This is a genomic window from Methylobacterium sp. ME121, assembly GCF_000974725.1.
GTDB lineage: Bacteria > Pseudomonadota > Alphaproteobacteria > Rhizobiales > Beijerinckiaceae > Methylobacterium > Methylobacterium radiotolerans.
Window position 1 is genome coordinate 20,703 of sequence record NZ_BBUX01000027.1, and the last position, 17,788, is coordinate 38,490.

The window sequence follows — 17,788 nt, forward strand, 5'->3', positions numbered from 1 at the left end:
TCGGCGCGGCCAAGGGTGCCGCGCCGTGCGTCATGGGGCGAGGGATGCGGGCGAGGGGGCACGGCATGGCAGGCAAGACGGTGACGCGCGCCGACTTGAGCGAGGCCGTCTACCATCAGGTGGGCCTGTCGCGGACCGAGTCGGCCGCCCTCGTCGAGACCGTGCTGTCCGAGATCTGCAGCTGCCTCGCGAGCGGCGAGACGGTGAAGCTGTCCTCGTTCGGCTCCTTCGTGGTGCGCAGCAAGGGCAAGCGCGTCGGTCGGAATCCCAAGACCGGGGTCGAAGTCGCGATCGAGCCGCGGCAGGTGATGGTGTTCAAGCCCTCCAACGTGCTCAAGGCCAAGATCAACGGCCTGAACGGCGCGGGTGAGCACGACGACGATTGACCGCGCGGGCGTCACCGTCCGGGAGCGCGGCCGGATCGGCCGGACTCCAGGCTTGAGTGCGGCCCTGCGAGCCGGCAAGATCGCGCTGCTTCGCCCCGCTCCGTAAGTTGCCCATGCCGCCAGCCCTCGCCGCCGCATCCACCGACGACCCGCCGACCGGGAGCGGCGAGAAGAGCGCCCACGCGTTCCGGACGATCAGCGAGGTGGCCGAGGAACTCGACGTGCCCCAGCACGTGCTGCGGTTCTGGGAGACCCGCTTCGGCCAGATCCGACCCGTGAAGCGGGCGGGCGGGCGGCGCTATTACCGGCCCCAGGACATCGAGCTCGTCGCCGGCATCCGCCACCTCCTGCACGTGCAGCGCTACACCATCGCGGGGGCGCAGCGGGTCCTCAAGGAGAACGGCGTCCGCTTCGTGCAGGCCGTCGGTCGCGGCGAGGCCGTGGCGGCCGAGCCCCTGCTTCAGGAGGTCGAGGCCGAGGCCGCGAGCCGGGCCGGAACGCGGGCCGGGACGCTCGAGGCCTCGGACCGGGCGGCCCTGGCCGAGGCCCTGGACGAGCTGCGGGCCTGCCGCGCCCTGCTCGACGGGCTGCGCGAGCTGCCCGACGCGGAGGCCTGAGGGCCCCGCCGGACTCGACGGGCCCGGGCCCCACACGCGGCAGGCGAACTTTCCGGCAACAACTCGCGTTGTCGCCCGCATGGCCGCGCCCAAATCCAAGCTGACGCCCAGCCAGGAGCTGATGGCCCGCATCATGCGGATCGTCCGCACCTGCCCGGAGGCGGCGTCCGAAGTCCTGGAGTTGATGTTCCTGGTCAGCCAGATCGAGGCGGCCACCGGCGTCGACCGGGAGTACCGCGACGCCAAGCGGGTGATCAGCCGCCTGCGCAATCCGCTCTGGGAGATGGGTCCCACCGACCGGGAGAAACTCCTGGCGGCGGCCGAGACGATCCGCCGGGTCTGCCGCCTGGCCGAGGACGAGATTCCCCCCGTCCCGGTGGCCGATGCCGGGGAGCGGGCGCGGGTCGAGGGGCGGCTCGCCGCCGCGCTGGCCGGCGAGTTCGACGCCGCGCAGATCGCCCGCATCACCGGGATCGTCGCGGCGGCCCTCCAGAATTAAGCCGCCGCCCGGGCCCTCGACGCCCGTGCGGGGCGTCCCCACATGGTCTGGACCGATGAACGGGGCATCCGGACACGTGTCCGGGGAGAGGCCCCGGGTCGGCTTTGGAGAGACGCTGCCATGATCGCCCTACGTCCGCTCGCCGCGCTGCTCGCAGGGAGCATGGCACTGGCCGGGCCCGCCCTGGCCCAGGCGCCGACCAGCCGAACCAAGACGGTGGCGCCCGGCAAGACGGTCCGCATCGAGATCGCGCCGAACCTCAAGAAGGATTGTTCTCCTGGGCCGATGCCCGAGTTCAAGGTCTCGGGACCGCCCAAGAACGGGTCGGTGATCACCAAGGTCGGCAAGCTGAAGACGCCGGCGAGCTACCGCTGTCCCAACAAGGAGGCGGCCGTCCAGGCGCTGTTCTACCAGCCCAACAACGGCTTCACCGGCACCGACGAGGTGACGTTCGAGGTCAAGAGTTCCGACGGGCAAGTCCAGACGCAGACCGTCAAGATCACGGTCGGGGGCGCGGGTACCAAATCGGGAGACGACGGCAAGAAAGAGGGCACGGATTTGTGAGCAGGCTCCGGCCGACCCGGTCTCTGAGCAGTTCTGCCGCCCCGGCAGCCGTCCGGGGGCGGCACGGAGTCTCGTCCGTGCCGCCTTCAGCGCTGCGGAGTGTTGCATGCAATCGACATGCCGGGCGCCACGCTCGCCGCACTGCGACAAAAGCGGGCCTGTCGGTTGCATCCGAGCCGAGACAGGATGAAGCTGTCACGGTCTGAGAGGGTTATCGAATGCCGATGCATGCGACGAACGACCTTTTCCAGAGCTTCGCCCGAGGGTACGAGGCCCGCCGCGACACGGAGATGACGCTCTCCGAGTATCTCGAGGCCTGTCGCGACGAGCCCCTGATGTACGCCTCGGCCGCCGAGCGCATCCTCGCGGCGATCGGCGAACCGGAATTCGTGGACACCGCCAAGGATTCGCGCCTCGGCCGGATCTTCATGAACCGGACGATCCGGACCTACCCGGCCTTCCGCGAATTCTACGGCATGGAGGAGACGATCGAGCGGATCGTCTCGTTCTTCCGCCACGCCGCGCAGGGGCTGGAGGAGCGCAAGCAGATCCTCTACCTGCTCGGTCCGGTGGGCGGCGGTAAGTCGTCGCTGGCCGAGCGGCTGAAGCTCTTGATGGAGGTTCACCCCGTCTACGTACTCAAAGCCGGGGACGAGGTCTCGCCGGTCTTCGAGAGCCCGCTGGGCCTGTTCGACCCCGAGACGATGGGCGAGGAGATCCAGCGCCGCTACGGCATCCCGCGCCGGCGGCTGACCGGCCTGATGAGTCCCTGGGCACTGAAGCGCCTCGACGAGTTCAACGGCGACATCTCGCGCTTCAAGGTGATCAAGGTCCGGCCCTCGCGCCTGCGCCAGATCGCCATCGCCAAGACCGAGCCGGGCGACGAGAACAACCAGGACATCTCGTCGCTCGTCGGCAAGGTCGACATCCGGCGGCTCGAGACCCTGTCGCAGGCCGATCCCGACGCCTACTCGTACTCGGGCGGCCTGAACCGGGCGAACCAGGGCATCCTCGAGTTCGTCGAGATGTTCAAGGCGCCGATCAAGATGCTGCACCCGCTGCTCACGGCGACGCAGGAGGGCAACTACGTCGGCACCGAGAATATCGGCGCGATCCCCTTCACCGGCGTGATCCTGGCGCACTCGAACGAGGCCGAGTGGCAGACCTTCAAGACCAACAAGAACAACGAGGCCTTCATCGACCGGATCTACGTGATCAAGGTCCCGTACTGCCTGCGCGTCACCGAGGAGCAGCGGATCTACGAGAAGCTGATCTCCGGCTCGGAGCTGTCGGACGCGGCCTGCGCGCCCGGCACGCTGGAGATGCTGGCGCGGTTCTCGGTGCTGTCGCGGCTGCGCGAGCACGCCAATTCCAACGTCTTCTCGAAGATGCGGGTCTACGACGGCGAGTCGCTCCGCGAGGTCGACCCGCGCGCCCGCTCGATGCAGGAGTACAAGGACACGGCCGGCGTCGACGAGGGCATGGACGGGATCTCGACCCGCTTCGCCTTCAAGGTGCTGGCCGCGACCTTCAACCACGACACCACCGAGGTCTCGGCCGACCCGGTGCACCTGATGTACGTGCTGGAGCAGTCGCTGCGCCGCGAGCAGCTCCCGCCCGAGACCGAGAAGAAGTACCTGGAATTCATCAAGACCGAGCTGGCCCCGCGCTACGCGGAGTTCATCGGCCACGAGATCCAGAAGGCCTACCTCGAATCGTACCACGATTACGGGCAGAACCTGTTCGACCGGTACATCGACTACGCCGATGCCTGGATCGAGGACCAGGACTTCAAGGACGCCGAGACCGGCCAGCTGATGAACCGCGAGCTCCTGAACCAGGAGCTGACCAAGATCGAGAAGCCCGCCGGGATCGCCAACCCGAAGGACTTCCGCAACGAGGTCGTGAAGTTCGCCCTGCGCTCCCGGGCGCAGCACGGCGGCCGCAACCCGAGCTGGACCTCCTACGAGAAGCTGCGCGAGGTGATCGAGCGGCGGATGTTCTCCCAGGTGGAGGAGCTGCTGCCGGTGATCTCCTTCGGCTCGAAGAAGGACGGCGAGACCGAGAAGAAGCACGGTGAGTTCGTCGAGCGCATGGTCGCGCGCGGCTACACCGAGCGGCAGGTCCGCCGCCTGGTGGAGTGGTACATGCGGGTGAAGCAGGCCGGCTGAGGGGCGACGGGGCTCGACCGGTCCGCCGGGTCGGCCGGGCCCCGTTCCGACCCTCCGCCGCCACAGTTTCGGACGACCGGCCGGCGAAGATCTCGGCCCTGCTGCGAAAGAGGGATCCATTCCTCCGGTGGCAGCATGGTACGACAAGGGTCCGGACCCGGCCGGAGCACGCGGACGAGGGTTTTCGCAGCGGATGCACATCGTCGACCGACGTTTGAACCCGGGCGGCAAGAGCCTCCCGAACCGCCAGCGCTTCCTGCGGCGCGTGAAGGACGTGGCCCAGCGCGCGGTGCGGGAATCCGCCCGCGAGAAGGACATCAAGGATCTCGGCAAGGACGGCCGCGTCACCGTTCCGGCGGACGGCGTCCGCGAGCCCCGGTTCTCGCGCCAGCCCGGCACGGGCCTGCAGGACCACATCCTGCCCGGCAACAAGACCTACGTGGAGGGCGACACGATCGAGCGCCCCCCGGGCAGCGGCGGCGGTCGCGGTGCCGGCGAGGGCGGGGAGGGCGGCGAGAACAGCGAGGACGCGTTCCGCTTCGTGCTCACCCGCGAGGAGTTCCTGGAGCTGTTCCTCGAGGATCTGGAACTGCCGGACCTCGCCAAGCGGCGGCTGGCCGTGGTCGAGACGGAAGGCTTGCGTCGGGCGGGCTACACGGTGACCGGCTCGCCCGCCAACCTCGCGCTCACCCGCACCCTGCGGAACTCGATGTCGCGGCGGATCGCCCTCAAGCGCCCGAAGCCCGACGAGGTCGCGGCCCTGGAAGCCCGGCTCGACGCCCTTCCCGAGGGGCACCCCGAGCGGGCCGACCTGGAGCAGGCGCTGTTCCGGCTGCGCGAGCGCGCGAAGCGCATCCCCTACGTCGATCCGATCGACCTGCGCTTCCGCCGGTTCGAGCCCTATCCGCGGCCGATCGCGCAGGCGGTGATGTTCTGCCTCATGGACGTGTCCGGCTCGATGACCGAGCACATGAAGGACCTCGCCAAACGGTTCTACATCCTGCTGCACATCTTCCTGACGCGGCGCTACCGGCACGTCGAGATCGTGTTCATCCGCCACACCGACCGGGCGACCGAGGTGGACGAGGAGACCTTCTTCGGCTCGCGCGAGACGGGCGGCACCCTGGTCTCCTCCGCGCTGGTGGAGATGAAGCGCGTCATCGCCGAGCGCTACGACCCGAACGACTGGAACATCTACGCCGCCCAGGCGTCGGACGGCGACAACGTCTCCTCCGACGGGCCGACCTCCACGGAGCTGCTGCGGTCGCACATCCTGCCGGCCTGCCAGCACTTCGCCTATCTGGAGGTCGGCGACGAGAACGGCCCGCGCGCCGGCTTCGTCGAGCACCGCACCACCCTGTGGCGGACCTACGAGGCGATCGCCAAGGCCGGCGGGCCGATCGCCATGCGCAAGGTCAACCACCGCCGGGAGATCTACCCGGTCTTCCGCGAGCTGTTCGGCCGCAAGGAAGGCCGCGCCGAGGCGGAGGCGTGATGGCGGCGCGCGCATCAACCGATCGGGAGGCCGCATGACGCTCGTCAAGGCACGCACGCCCCAGATCATCGCGGGCAACCAGAAGCCCCTGTTCACCGGCAACGACTGGGATTTCGACACGATCCGGCGGATCCACGACGCCTGCGAGGCGGTGGCCGGGCCGCAGCTCGGCCTGTCCTGGTACCCGAACCAGATCGAGATCATCACGGCCGAGCAGATGCTCGACGCCTACGCGTCGATCGGCATGCCGCTGTTCTACAAGCACTGGTCCTTCGGCAAGCACTTCGCCCAGCACGAGTCGGGGTATCGCCGCGGCCTGATGGGGCTCGCCTACGAGATCGTCATCAACTCGGACCCCTGCATCTCCTACGTCATGGAGGAGAACACGGCGACGATGCAGACGCTCGTCATCGCGCACGCCGCCTTCGGCCACAACCACTTCTTCAAGAACAATTATCTGTTCCGGCAATGGACCGACGCTGAAGGTATTCTGGACTACCTGGATTTCGCGAAAGGCTTCATCGCCCGCTGCGAGGAGCGCTACGGCCACCAGGCGGTGGAGCAGGTGCTCGACGCCGCCCACGCGCTGATGAGCCAGGGCGTCCACCGCTACCCGCGCAAGAAGCGGCCGGATCTCGCCTCCGAGCAGCGGCGCGAGCGCGAGCGGATCGAGCACGGCGAGCAGATCTACAACGACCTCTGGCGGACCCTGCCGCAGAAGACGGGCGCCGTCCGCTCCGACCTGGCGGCGGAGCGGCGCAAGGCCCTGCTGGAGCTGCCGCAGGAGAACATCCTCTACTTCCTGGAGAAGGTCGCCCCGCGCCTGCGGCCGTGGCAGCGCGAGATCCTGCGCATCGTGCGCTTGGTCGCCCAGTACTTCTACCCGCAGCGCCAGACCAAGGTGATGAACGAGGGCTGCGCCACCTACTGCCACTACCGGATCATGAACGCCCTGTCGGAATCCGGGCAGATCACCGAGGCGGCCTATCTCGAGTTCCTGCAGTCGCACACCAACGTCATCCGGCAGCCGACCTACGACGACCGCTCCTACGGCGGCCACAACCCCTACGCGATCGGCTTCGCGATGATGCAGGACATCGCCCGCATCGCCGAGCAGCCGACCGAGGAGGACCGGGCGTGGTTCCCCGACATCGCCGGGGCCGGCGACGCCATGGCGGTCCTGCGCGATTGCTGGGAGAATTACCGGGACGAGAGCTTCATCCAGCAGTTCCTGTCGCCGAAGCTGATGCGCGACCTGCGCCTGTTCCACGTGGTCGACGATCCGGAGGAGCCGGAGCTGCGGGTGGAGGCGATCCACGACGAGCGCGGCTACCGCAAGCTGCGCCGGGCCTTCGCGCGCCAGTACGACGTGGCGTGGCTCGACCCCGACATCGAGGTGGTGGACGTGGACCTGGAGGGCGACCGGCGCCTGATCCTGCACCACAAGGCGATCAACAAGATCACCCTGCAGAAGGACGACGCCAAGCGCGTGCTGCAGCACCTCGCCGACCTCTGGGGCTACGACGTGGTGCTCAAGGAGGTCGAGCCGGCCACCGGCGCCGTGCTGGGCGAGATCACCGCCAGCGCGCGGCCGATCTTCTTCTGATCGGGGCGGCGGGACGGTTCCTCCCGCCCGCGTCCCCATCCTGATGTGGCGTCCGGCCGAAGCCCTCGATGGAGGCAGCCCTCCGTCATCCCGCGCGCAGCGAAGTGACCCAGGGTGGCGCGACATCCGTGAATGGAGCGCCGACTGGGTCGCTTCGCTGCGCTCGCGAAGACGACACCGCGGATCGACCGGGCTCTTCCGATGAGGAAGGCCGCTCCAGAGGCCTGGTGATTGCCCTGGCGGTACCGCCGTGCTGCAAGGGCCCATGACCGCCACGATCCTCACCCTCGCCGAGACGCAGGACTTCCTCGACCGCGAGTTCCCGCAGATGCAGGCGGGCGGCCGGGCCTACCATCTCGAGGCGGTGGGACCCCTCGCGGCGCGGATGCGGCTGGAGGCCCACGAGCGCTTCCTCCGGCCCGGCGCGACCGTCTCCGGGCCGGCCATGATGGCGCTCGCCGACTACGCCCTCTACGCGGCGATCCTCGCCAATATCGGTCCCGTTGCGCTCGCGGTGACGACCAGTCTGAACTTCAACTTCCTGCGCAAACCCGCCACGGGGGATCTCGTGGCCGAGTGCCGGCTGCTCAAGCTCGGCCGGCGCCTCGCCGTCGGCGAGGTGTCGATCACCGCCGTCGGCAGCCCGGAGCTCGTCTGCCACGCCACCGGCACCTACTCGATCCCGCCGCGCTGAGGGGCCCAGGCCGTCGTTGCGGGCGGAGCGAAGCAACTCAGGGCCGCGCGACGCCCGGCGATGTGGCGCTGTGGGTCTGCTTCGCTCCGCTGGCGAAGACGCGTACCCTGCTCAGCCGGCCCGCGCCTCGGTCAGCCGGGCGGCGTAGCGGGCGATCAGGTCGACCTCCAAGTTGAGCCGGTCACCCTGCCGCCGCTCGCCCCAGGTAGTGACCTGGAGCGTGTGCGGGATCAGCAGCACCGAGAACAGGTCGCCCTGGACCGCGTTCACCGTGAGCGAGGTGCCGTCGAGGCAGACCGAGCCCTTCTCGGCGATGAACTTCGCCAGGGCCGCCGGCGCCCGGAGGGTGAACCGCTCGCTGGCGCCCCAGGCATCGGCCGTGACGGTCTCGCGTTCCACGATCTCGGCGACGCCGTCGACGTGGCCGGTGACGAGGTGCCCGCCGAGCTCGTCGCCGATCTTCAGGGAGCGTTCGAGGTTGATCCGCGTGCCCGCCACCCAGGCGCCCACGGTGGTGCGCGCCAGCGTCTCGGCGGCGGCGTCGACTGCGAAGACGCAGCCGCCCGCGGTCGGCTCCACCGACACGGCGGTCAGGCACGGCCCGGCGCAGGCGATCGAGGCGCCGAGCGCGATCGTCGCCGGGTCGTAGGAGGCGCGGATCGCGATCCGACGCAGGTCGCCGTCGCCCGAGACCGAGGCGACCGTGCCGACATCGCTGACCAAGCCGGTGAACATCGCTTACGTCCTGTTGCGCTCGTAGGTCACGGCCGCGTCGGGCCCGAGCTGCAGCCGCTCGGCCTCGCGGAACCGATCGCCCGAAAGGGCCTCCGCCAGGGCCGGGCCCAGGGCCCGCAGCCCGCCCGCCGGTCCCAGCGCCATCGGCCCGGTGACGAGCGTGCAGGCATCGATCAGATCGGCCCGCGCGAGCGCCTCCGCAAGGCGGGGGCCGCCCTCGCTGCACAGGCGGGTCAGGCCGCGCTCGCCGAGATGCGTCAGGGCCGCCGGCAGATCGATCCCGCCGGCCGGGTCCGCCGGCACGGTCGCGACCGCGACGCCGAGCGCCTCCAGGGCCCGCCGCGCGTGGGCCGGCGCCGAGCGGGTCGTGAGCACCAGGGTCGGCGTGTCGCGGGCGGTCCGGGCGAGCACGCTCGCCGGGGAGAGCCGCAGGTGCGTATCGAGCACGACCCGCAGGGGCGAGCGCGCCCCTAGGCCCGGCAGCCGCACCGTCAGCGACGGGTCGTCGGCCCGGGCGGTGCCGATGCCGATCAGGATCGCGTCGGCGTGGGCCCGCCAGAGGTGGACCGCCCCGTCCGCCACCGGCCCGGTGATCCGCAGGCGCTCCGGCCCCGCGGCGGCGCAGAAGCCGTCGCGGGTGCGGGCGAGCTTGAGGTGCAGGGCCGGGCGGCCGCGCGTCACCCGGGTGACGTGGCCGACATGGTCGCGCGCCGCCTCGTCCCGCATCAGGCCGGTCTCGACCGCGACGCCGCCCCGCCGCAGGAGGTCGTGGCCGCGCCCCGCCACCCGCGGGTCGGGATCCTCCAGGGCGCTGACCACCCGGGCGATCCCGGCGGCCAGGATCGCGTCGGTGCAGGGTGGCGTGCGGCCGTGATGGGAGCAGGGCTCCAGGGTGACGTAGAGGGTCGCGCCGCGGGCGGCCTCTCCGGCGGCGGCGAGCGCCACGGGCTCCCCGTGCGGGCGCCCGCCCGGCGCCGTGGCCGCCGTCCCGAGGATCCGGCCGGTCCCGGGCTCGACCACGACGGCGCCGACCGACGGGTTCGGCCAGGTGGTGCCGAGCCCGCGGCGGCCCAGCGCCAGGGCGAGGCGCATGAAGTTCGCGTCGCCGCTCATGGACGCCCGGCGCGGCGGCGCCCCGACGCCTCGGGTTCCGGGTCGCCCTCCGGCTCCGGCGCGGCCGCCGGCACCGGCATGCCGTCGCTCAGGGTGCCGAGCAGCTCCTCGAAGTCCCGGGCCTCGCGGAAATTCTTGTAGACCGAGGCGAAGCGCACGTAGGCGACGTCGTCGAGGCCCTTCAGCCCCGCCATCACCAGCTCGCCGATCGCCTCGGACGTCACCTCGGGCTCGCCGGCGCTCTCGAGCTGCCGGGTGATGCCGCTGACCAGCCGCTCGATCCGCTCCGGATCGACGGCGCGCTTGCGGAGCGCCACGTCGATGGAGCGCTGGAGCTTGTCGCGGTCGAACGGCACGCGCTTGCCCGAGCGCTTGAGCACCACGACCTCGCGGAGCTGCACGCGCTCGAAGGTGGTGAAGCGGCCGGCGCAGTCCGGGCAGACCCGGCGGCGCCGGATCGCGGCGCCGTCCTCGGAGGGCCGCGAGTCCTTCACCTGGGTCTCGGAGCCGCCGCAGTAGGGACAGCGCATGGTTCTCGATGCTCGGGCATGGGAACGGCCGCGGACCGGTCGGATCCGCGGCCGTTTCCTAATCCACCGCGGGCCGGCCCGGAAGACCGGCCCCGCTCAAGCGGCTCTCTCGCCTCAGCCGTAGATCGGGAACCGGTCCGTCAGCGCGTGGACGCGGGTCTTGACATCGGCCTCGACCGCGCTGTCGCCGGCCTCACCCTTGGCGGCGAGCCCGTCCAGCACCTCGACGATGAAGCCGCCGATCTGCTTGAACTCGGCGACGCCGAAGCCGCGCGAGGTGCCGGCCGGGGTGCCGAGCCGGATGCCCGACGTGATGGTCGGCTTCTGCGTGTCGAAGGGGACGCCGTTCTTGTTGCAGGTGATGTGCGCCCGCGACAGGGCCGCCTCGGCGGCCTTGCCGGTGAGGCCCTTCCGCTGGAGGTCGACCAGCATCAGGTGGTTGTCGGTACCGCCCGAGGTGATGTCGTAGCCGCCCGAGATCAGCGTGTCGGCGAGCGCCCGGGCGTTCTCCACCACCTGGCGGGCGTAGATCTTGAACTCGGGCTTCAGCGCCTCGCCGAAGGCCACCGCCTTGCCGGCGATGACGTGCATCAGCGGGCCGCCCTGGAGGCCGGGGAAGATCGCCGAGTTGAACTTCTTGGCGAGCGCCTCGTCGTTCGTCAGGATCATGCCGCCGCGCGGGCCGCGGAGCGTCTTGTGGGTCGTCGTGGTGGCGACGTGGGCGTGCGGGAACGGCGACGGGTGGACGCCGGCCGCCACGAGGCCCGCGAAATGGGCCATGTCGACCATGAAGTAGGCGCCGACCGAGTCGGCGATCTCGCGGAACTTCGCGAAGTCCCAGTGGCGCGGGTAGCCCGAGCCGCCGGCGATGATCACCTTCGGCTTGTGCTCCTGGGCGAGCTGGGCGACCTGCTCCATGTCGATCCGCTGGTCCTCGCGGCGCACCGTGTAGGAGACCGGCTTGAACCACTTGCCCGAGACGTTCGGCGGGGCGCCGTGGGTGAGGTGGCCGCCGGCCGCGAGGTCGAGGCCCAGGAACGTGTCGCCGGGCTGCATCAGGGCCAGGAACACGCCCTGGTTGGCCTGCGAGCCGGAATTCGGCTGCACGTTGGCGAAGCCGCAATCGAACAGGCGCTTGGCGCGCTCGATGGCGAGGTCCTCGGCGATGTCCACGAACTGGCAGCCGCCGTAGTAGCGCCGGCCCGGATAGCCCTCGGCGTACTTGTTGGTGAGCACCGACCCCTGAGCCTCCAGCACGGCGCGGGAGACGATGTTCTCCGAGGCGATCAGCTCGATCTCGTGCTGCTGGCGGCCGAGCTCCTTGGCCACCGCCTCGGCGATCTCGGGATCGGCTTCCGTCAGCGGGGCGGCGAAGAAGCTGTTGGAGAAGTGCTTGTCGGCGGCGGTACCGGCGCTCATGATCTGCCTCTGTTCTGGTAGGGGCGATGCCCGGCCTTTCGTCGGCGTGCACGGGCGGGCGTTGAAGGTGGGATTCCTACACGCGCCGAGGGCTCAGGCCAAGCACAGGCATTTTACTCGCGCGCCAAGAATAATTTGTCGCAGACCGCCGCGTTCCCGTCGCGGCGGGTGCCGGCATATTTTCCCTTTCAGCCACGCATCAGCGGCAAAAAGGAGAAGAGTCATGGAATGAAGCACGAACGCCTCGAGGATCAGAGACGCGATGCGGTGCTGTCGTCTGCCGGATGTCCTGGATCATCACATCGCTGAGCTTCGGCTCGGACTAGCCGTCATCGCTCTCGACTTGCTGGAGATTGAGCCCGGCTTTCGACGGGATCTGCCGCGCGGCTGCGACCGCCGGTGCGGTGGGAGCGGTTCGCTCGTCGTCGCGCGGAAGGACCGGACGCGGGATCCCCGGATCGATGGCAAAACCGACGTGACCGTCGATGTCTCGCGTGAGGTCGTCCAGACCCGGGATCCTGGACAGGGTCCGCTGTACGGCATCGTAGGTCCACACGAAGTTCGCGGCACGGATGCGGGAGCCCGACCTGCCCGGCATCGGACGGTACGGGATCGAGCAGAGTTCCGGCGCCGGTGATCCGGTGCTCGACGGATCGGACGGCAGCATACGGACGGACGTGATCCTCCGCGACGGCAGGACCGGCGCTGCCCCGGTTCGAGCGATCTGAAGCGCGACGCCGCGCGCATACCGCCGGCCGCGCAGGGGCACCTGTCCGCGACGTGGCGGCGCCGCAAGGCCGGCTTCGGGTGCCAGATCATCCCGCTGTCGGATCTGACGGACACCTAGACAGACATCGACTTCGGCGGCCCGTGGACGTGGGTCTGCGCCGTGTACGTCGCCACGCTCCCGGCTTGGGCCGGAGCGTCGATGGCTGTCGCGGCCTGCGCGGCCCGGTCGGACCGTATCGTCCTCGATCCGCACGAGGGGTGGCTGCTACCGCCGAGGAGGCGATCCGCTACGCTCACGACACGGTGGCGCGCATCGCCGGTCTGGACGCGCAGTTCGACACCCCGCGGAGCGCGGACGGCGTGCGGCGCCTCGGCGGCGCCGTCAGGTCGGCGGCGCGAGGTTCGTCTCGATCAGGACCGTCTCGGTCTCGAACGCGGCCGCGTGCCACGCCCCCGCCGGGAAGTGGAACACGCTGCCGGCCGAGAACGGCGCGCGGCCCTGCTCGGTCTCCAGGATCCCCGAGCCGGAGAGCACCTGCACGAACTGCTCGTGATCGTGGCTGTGGGCCGGTGCGGAGACGCCCGCCGGCACGACCACGCGCACGAGGCTGGCGCCGGAGCCCGGGATCGTGCGCTTGGCCACACCGTTCCCGCCGACGCTCTCGGCGCGGTCGTCCCAGGCGGTCAGGTGCTCGCTCATCGACGGATCTCCTCGCCGGCAGGTTGCCGCTCCGGTCCGCCGGGTCAACGTTCGTCCCGGCCCGGTCCCCGCGTCAACCGGTCCCGCCGGGCTGGCGACCGCGCCGGCCCTTGCCAGCCGCGGGGTCGGCCGGCGCCGGATCGGGCGGGGCCGGGCTACCCGACGAGGCCGGAGGCGCGGCGCTCGCGGACGGCGTGCCGGAGGCGGGCCAGAAGGTCTCGAACAGCTCTTGCATCGCCCGGATGTTGTTGCCCTGAACCTCGGCACCGGTGCGCAGCATCTGCTGGAACATGTCGGAGCCGGCCTCGCCCGCGGCCGCCTGCGGGTTGGCGGCGGGCTTGGCCGTCGGCCTGGCGGTCGGCTTGGCGGCGGGCTTCGGCGGCGGGGCCGGCGGCTCGACGGCGGGCATCATCGCCTTGGCCATCTCGGCCCAGGCCGGGCCGAACGGGAACGGCACGGGCGGGGGCGGCGCGCTCGGCCGCGCGGGCTCGGCCTGCGGCTGGTTCAGCATGACGTGGACGATGCTCGCCACCACGGCGCCCGCCATCATCGGCAGCATCTGGCGCAGGACCTGCGCGCCGACGCCGCTCGTCGCCGAGGCCTGCCGCAGCACCGCCTGCATCAGCTGCGCGGACCCGAACATCTGGCCGAGGGCCTCGAATCCCTGGGCGGGCGCCGGCTTGGCGGCCTCCAGGCCGAACATCCGGGCGAAGCCTGCCGGGTCCAGGCCGACGCTGCGCTGGAGGCCGAGCGTCAGGGCCGGCATCAGCGCCTCGAAGGCGCGCGCCGTCTGCTCGGTCGTCAGGCCGAACGGCTGGCCCATGGCTTGAAGCCCGGCCTCGCCCTGGGCCTGGAACATCTCGAGCGGGTTGAACATGACGCCTCGACTCTGTCCCGGCCGGGACCGTCCGGGACAGGGCATCGTGACCCTTTGCGCGGGGAAATACCAGTTCCCACCCGCGGAACTTGTGCCTTGCCGCCGCCGTCTCAGGTCATCGGCTCGGGATGGGCGTGCCCCGCCGGCAGCGGCGCCGCGCACTGGGGCGCCTCCGCGGCGATATCCGCCCCCGGCCGCCGCGGACCGCTTCCCTCCAGCCGGTCGACCGTGCGGCGGGCCAGCAGGATGCCGAGCGCCCCGAAGATCAGGGAGCCGATCCCCATCCCGGCCACCACCCCGCGGGGGCCGTAGAGCGCCGCGCCGAGCATCGCCGGCGGGATCGTCCCGAGTGTCGCCCGGCCCCAGTTCAGCAGCGTCGAGCGCAGCGGGAAGCCGAGATTGTTGAAGGCGGCGTTGCCGAGGAACAGCAGCCCGTTGAAGAACCAGATCGCGCCGCCGACGAGGCAGAAGAAGCCGAACAGCTCGGCCGCGACCCCCTGCAGGCCGAACAGGCCGGCGAGCCACCCCCGGCCGAGCGCCAGGAGAAGCCAGACCCCGGCGCAGTAGGCCAGCGTCACCCGGATCGCCGCGCCGAGCACGCCGCGCATCCGATCGAACCGGCCCGCACCCCAGTTCTGCGCCAGGATCGGGCCGATCGCCCCCGACAGCGCGAACAGGCCGCCGAAGGCCACCGGCGTCAGCCGGTCGATCACCGACGCGGCGGCGACCGCGTCCGCTCCGTAGCCGGCAAAAAGGCGCGCCAGGAAGGCGCTCGCCACCGAGGGTGCGAGGTTGGTGAGCACGGCCGGGCCCGCGACCCCCGCCAGGGCGGCCGCGTCGGGCGGCAGGTCGGGCAGGCGCGGCCGGCCGAGGAGCCCGTGCCGCGCGACGCCGCGGATGCCCACCGCCACGAAGGTCGCGCGCGCCACGCAGACCGTGATCGCCGCGCCCGTCACGCCGAGGCCCGCCCCGAAGATCAGCAGCGGGTCGAGGAACGCGGTGACGACGGCGCCGGCGAGCGTGACCGCCATCGCCTGACTCGCCTCGCCGACCGCGCGCAGCAGGCCGGTGAACAGCATGCCGGCGGCGAGCAGCAGGTTCGACGGCAGAGTGATGTGGAGGAACAGGACGGCCACGCGCAGCGCCTCGCCCTCGGCGCCGATCAGGGCCAGGAGCGGGCCGGCCAGCAGCGCGATCAGCCCCGCGATGACGGCGGCCACGAGGCTGCCGAGGACCAGCGCGGACGTCGCGAGGCGCCGCGCCGCCGCCGGGTCGCGCGCGCCGACGGCCTTCCCCACCAGGGCGCCGGCCGCGATCATCAGGCCGATATTCACCGCCGTGGCGAAGAACTGCACGATGCCGGCGAAGCCGACCGCCGCCGTGAGGTTCGGGTCGCCCAGCGTCGAGACGTAGAGCAGCGACAGGAGGTCAACGACGAAGATCGCCATCAGCCCCACCGAGCCGGTGGCGGCCATCACGACGACGTGGCGGAGGATCGAGCCGGTGACGAAGCGGCCCGCCTCCGCCGGGGGCGGCCCGTCGGACAGGTCAGACATCCGGCCCGTCACGCATCCCGGGCGCTGCCTTCCGATTCGAGCTCGGTCTCCGGATCGGATTCCTCGGCGGCCTCCGTCTCCTGCGGGGCCAGGGCGGGCTTCTCCAGGAGCCGCTCGGCGGCCTCGCGCCGGTCGCTGCCCACGAGGTCGCGGGTCTCGGTGCTGAGCGCCCGGGCCGGCCGGACCGGGGCGGTCAGCGGCTCGGGCTTCAGGCCCGCCGCGGCGCCGCGCATCCAGCTGGACCCGTCCGGCAGGGCGCCGGCCTGCTGCAGGACCAGCCGCGCGATGTCGCGCTTGCGCACGTCGTCGGTCCGGGCGGTGGCGGCCTCCGGCGACAGGCCGAGCCCCTCGAGGGCCGCCCGCCCGAAGGCGAGGGCGGATTCGGCGGTCTCGCGGATCTGGTAGTCGACGTCCCGGTTCATCAGCTCCACCGCGTGCAGGCGGTCGTAGGCCCGCACGAAGGTGCGCACGCTGGAGAACTCCTCGTGGACGATGTCGACGATCTTGAGGGCGCCCTCCCGGTCGTCGACGCAGATGCAGACCAGCTCGACCCGACCGATCCCGGCGGCGCGCAGCACGTCGAGGCGCGTGCCGTCGCCGTAGTAGATGCGGAAGCCGAAGCGCGAGGCGGCGCGCAGCTGCTCCACGTCCTTGTCGATCACCGTGACCGGGATGCCCTCGGCCATCAGCACGTGGGTCAGCACCTGCCCGAACCGGCCGAAGCCGATCACCAGCACCCGGGCGTCGCCGCTCTCGGAGAGCTCGCTGGAGGGCTCCTCCAGCGCGAAGGTGCTGCGCGCGTTGCGCCGCTCGATCAGCTTGTCGAGACCCTTGGCGGCGATGGGGCCGATCAGCATGGTCAGCGCGGCGAGCGCCACCGCGAAGCGCGTCGCCGTGACGCCGGTGAGGCCGAGATCCTGGGCCTGCGGCAGCAGCACGAAGGCGAACTCGCCCGCGGGCGCCAGGACCGCGGCGCCCCGCAGGGCCCCGAGGGTGTCCGAGCCGAACAGCCGGAACAGGCCGGCCACGATGGCGACCTTGACCAGGATCGCCGCCAGGGTCGCGCCGAACAGGGCCGGCCAGACCTCGCGCACGAGGTTGCCGTCGATCGACATGCCGACGCTCATGAAGAACAGGCCGAGCAGCATGCCGCGGAACGGCTCGATATCGGCCTCCAGCTGGTGGCGGAAGTTCGACTCGGCCAGCAGGATGCCGGCGAGGAACGCGCCCATCGCCATCGACAGGCCGACCTGCTCCATGAGCAGCGCGGTGCCGAGCACCACCAGGAGTGCCGCGGCGGTCATCACCTCGCGGGCGCCGCTCGCCGCGAGCAGCCGGAAGAACGGGTTCAGGCCGTAGCGGCCGACCAGCACCACCGCGAGGATCGCCGCGAGCGCCTTGCCGGTGGAGACCGCCGCCTCCCCGAGCCAGGAGACGTCGGTCGCCTCGCCGGCCGAGGCCAGCAGCGGCATCAGCGCCAGGATGCCGACCACCGACAGGTCCTGGAACAGCAGCACCGCGAAGGCGCGCGCGCCGTAGGCGCTGCCGAGATCGCCCCGCTCCTCCAGGAGTTGCAGGGCCACCGCGGTGGCCGAGAGGGCGAGCGCGAGGCCGATCACCGCGGCGGCGCCGAAACTGAGGCCGGCCAGAATTCCGGCGCCGCCGAGCACCAGCGCGCAGACGACGAGCTGCGCGGTGCCGAGGCCGAAGATGTCGCGGCGCATGGAGACGAGCTGCGACAGGTGCAGCTCCAGGCCGACGATGAAGAGCAGGAGCACCACGCCGATCTCGGCGACGCTCGCCGCCGTCTCGGGCTCGGCGATCAGCGACAGGCCCGAGGGCCCGATCAGCACGCCGGCCACGAGGTAGCCGAGCACGGCGCTCTGCCCGATCAGCCGGAAGATCGGCACGCCGATCACAGCCGCGGTGAGGAAGGTCAGGACCGGCGGCAGGAAGCTCGCATGTTCGACGGGGCTCGCCATGGTGATCGTCCCGGCGGTTCTGCTGGATCGGCGCAGGTGAGGTCCCCGCTTAGCGCGCGCGCGGCCGCGATGCGAGCCGTATGCGGGTGCCGTTCGGCACCGACGGGGCCGCGCG

17 protein-coding genes are annotated in these 17,788 nt (G+C 71.3%); 8 read left to right on the forward strand and 9 right to left on the reverse strand.

The features are described from left to right. The first annotated feature begins 65 nt into the window (after positions 1 to 65). The 8 genes from ME121_RS17525 to ME121_RS17560 all read left to right on the forward strand — a co-directional run bounded on the left by ME121_RS17525 (position 66) and on the right by ME121_RS17560 (position 8,032). A complete protein-coding gene (locus ME121_RS17525) occupies positions 66 to 386 on the forward strand; it encodes an integration host factor subunit alpha (RefSeq protein WP_012320898.1) in 321 nt (106 codons plus the stop codon). 113 nt (positions 387 to 499) lie between these two features. After that, positions 500 to 1,003, forward strand: a complete 504-nt coding sequence (locus ME121_RS17530) for a MerR family transcriptional regulator (RefSeq protein ID WP_012320897.1) — start codon at positions 500 to 502, stop codon at positions 1,001 to 1,003. Positions 1,004 to 1,082: 79 nt separating this feature from the next. Further along, complete coding sequence (locus ME121_RS17535) at positions 1,083 to 1,502, forward strand: hypothetical protein (RefSeq protein ID WP_012320896.1); 420 nt, start codon at positions 1,083 to 1,085, stop codon at positions 1,500 to 1,502. Positions 1,503 to 1,622: 120 nt separating this feature from the next. Then, the gene (locus tag ME121_RS17540) at positions 1,623 to 2,066 is read left to right on the forward strand and encodes an Ig-like domain-containing protein (RefSeq protein WP_012320895.1); all 444 of its coding nucleotides are present in this window, start codon (positions 1,623 to 1,625) and stop codon (positions 2,064 to 2,066) included. Positions 2,067 to 2,284: 218 nt separating this feature from the next. Next, positions 2,285 to 4,237: a PrkA family serine protein kinase gene (locus ME121_RS17545; RefSeq protein WP_012320894.1), complete on the forward strand. Its 1,953-nt coding sequence runs from the start codon at positions 2,285 to 2,287 to the stop codon at positions 4,235 to 4,237. 193 nt (positions 4,238 to 4,430) lie between these two features. Beyond that, positions 4,431 to 5,732, forward strand: a complete 1,302-nt coding sequence (locus ME121_RS17550) for a YeaH/YhbH family protein (RefSeq protein ID WP_012320893.1) — start codon at positions 4,431 to 4,433, stop codon at positions 5,730 to 5,732. Between the two features lie 34 nt (positions 5,733 to 5,766). Further along, complete coding sequence (locus tag ME121_RS17555; RefSeq protein ID WP_024829040.1) at positions 5,767 to 7,338, forward strand: SpoVR family protein; 1,572 nt, start codon at positions 5,767 to 5,769, stop codon at positions 7,336 to 7,338. Positions 7,339 to 7,603: 265 nt separating this feature from the next. Then, a complete protein-coding gene (locus ME121_RS17560; RefSeq protein ID WP_012320891.1) occupies positions 7,604 to 8,032 on the forward strand; it encodes a PaaI family thioesterase in 429 nt (142 codons plus the stop codon). A 111-nt stretch (positions 8,033 to 8,143) separates the two neighbouring features. Here the strand turns inward: ME121_RS17560 and ME121_RS17565 are convergent, their stop codons facing one another. The 9 genes from ME121_RS17565 to ME121_RS17605 all read right to left on the reverse strand — a co-directional run bounded on the left by ME121_RS17565 (position 8,144) and on the right by ME121_RS17605 (position 17,673). After that, the gene (locus ME121_RS17565) at positions 8,144 to 8,767 is read right to left on the reverse strand and encodes a riboflavin synthase (protein WP_024829041.1); all 624 of its coding nucleotides are present in this window, start codon (positions 8,765 to 8,767) and stop codon (positions 8,144 to 8,146) included. Between the two features lie 3 nt (positions 8,768 to 8,770). Beyond that, entirely contained in the window at positions 8,771 to 9,880 is a 1,110-nt protein-coding gene (gene ribD, locus ME121_RS17570; RefSeq protein ID WP_029359107.1) for a bifunctional diaminohydroxyphosphoribosylaminopyrimidine deaminase/5-amino-6-(5-phosphoribosylamino)uracil reductase RibD, read from the reverse strand. Continuing rightward, complete coding sequence (gene nrdR, locus ME121_RS17575; protein WP_024829043.1) at positions 9,877 to 10,410, reverse strand: transcriptional regulator NrdR; 534 nt, start codon at positions 10,408 to 10,410, stop codon at positions 9,877 to 9,879. The genes ribD and nrdR overlap by 4 nt, the downstream gene beginning before the upstream one ends. A 114-nt stretch (positions 10,411 to 10,524) precedes the next feature. Beyond that, entirely contained in the window at positions 10,525 to 11,829 is a 1,305-nt protein-coding gene (gene glyA, locus ME121_RS17580) for a serine hydroxymethyltransferase (protein WP_012320887.1), read from the reverse strand. 322 nt (positions 11,830 to 12,151) lie between these two features. Further along, positions 12,152 to 12,496 (reverse strand): hypothetical protein, encoded by a 345-nt coding sequence (locus ME121_RS17585; protein WP_024829044.1) that lies wholly within the window; start codon positions 12,494 to 12,496, stop codon positions 12,152 to 12,154. A gap of 444 nt (positions 12,497 to 12,940) precedes the next feature. Continuing rightward, positions 12,941 to 13,258 (reverse strand): cupin domain-containing protein, encoded by a 318-nt coding sequence (locus ME121_RS17590; RefSeq protein WP_012320885.1) that lies wholly within the window; start codon positions 13,256 to 13,258, stop codon positions 12,941 to 12,943. A gap of 73 nt (positions 13,259 to 13,331) precedes the next feature. Beyond that, the gene (locus tag ME121_RS17595; RefSeq protein WP_059409295.1) at positions 13,332 to 14,135 is read right to left on the reverse strand and encodes a DUF937 domain-containing protein; all 804 of its coding nucleotides are present in this window, start codon (positions 14,133 to 14,135) and stop codon (positions 13,332 to 13,334) included. Between the two features lie 110 nt (positions 14,136 to 14,245). Continuing rightward, positions 14,246 to 15,691: an MATE family efflux transporter gene (locus tag ME121_RS17600; protein WP_059409296.1), complete on the reverse strand. Its 1,446-nt coding sequence runs from the start codon at positions 15,689 to 15,691 to the stop codon at positions 14,246 to 14,248. Positions 15,692 to 15,699: 8 nt separating this feature from the next. After that, positions 15,700 to 17,673: a monovalent cation:proton antiporter-2 (CPA2) family protein gene (locus ME121_RS17605; protein WP_024829046.1), complete on the reverse strand. Its 1,974-nt coding sequence runs from the start codon at positions 17,671 to 17,673 to the stop codon at positions 15,700 to 15,702. Positions 17,674 to 17,788 lie beyond the last annotated feature (115 nt).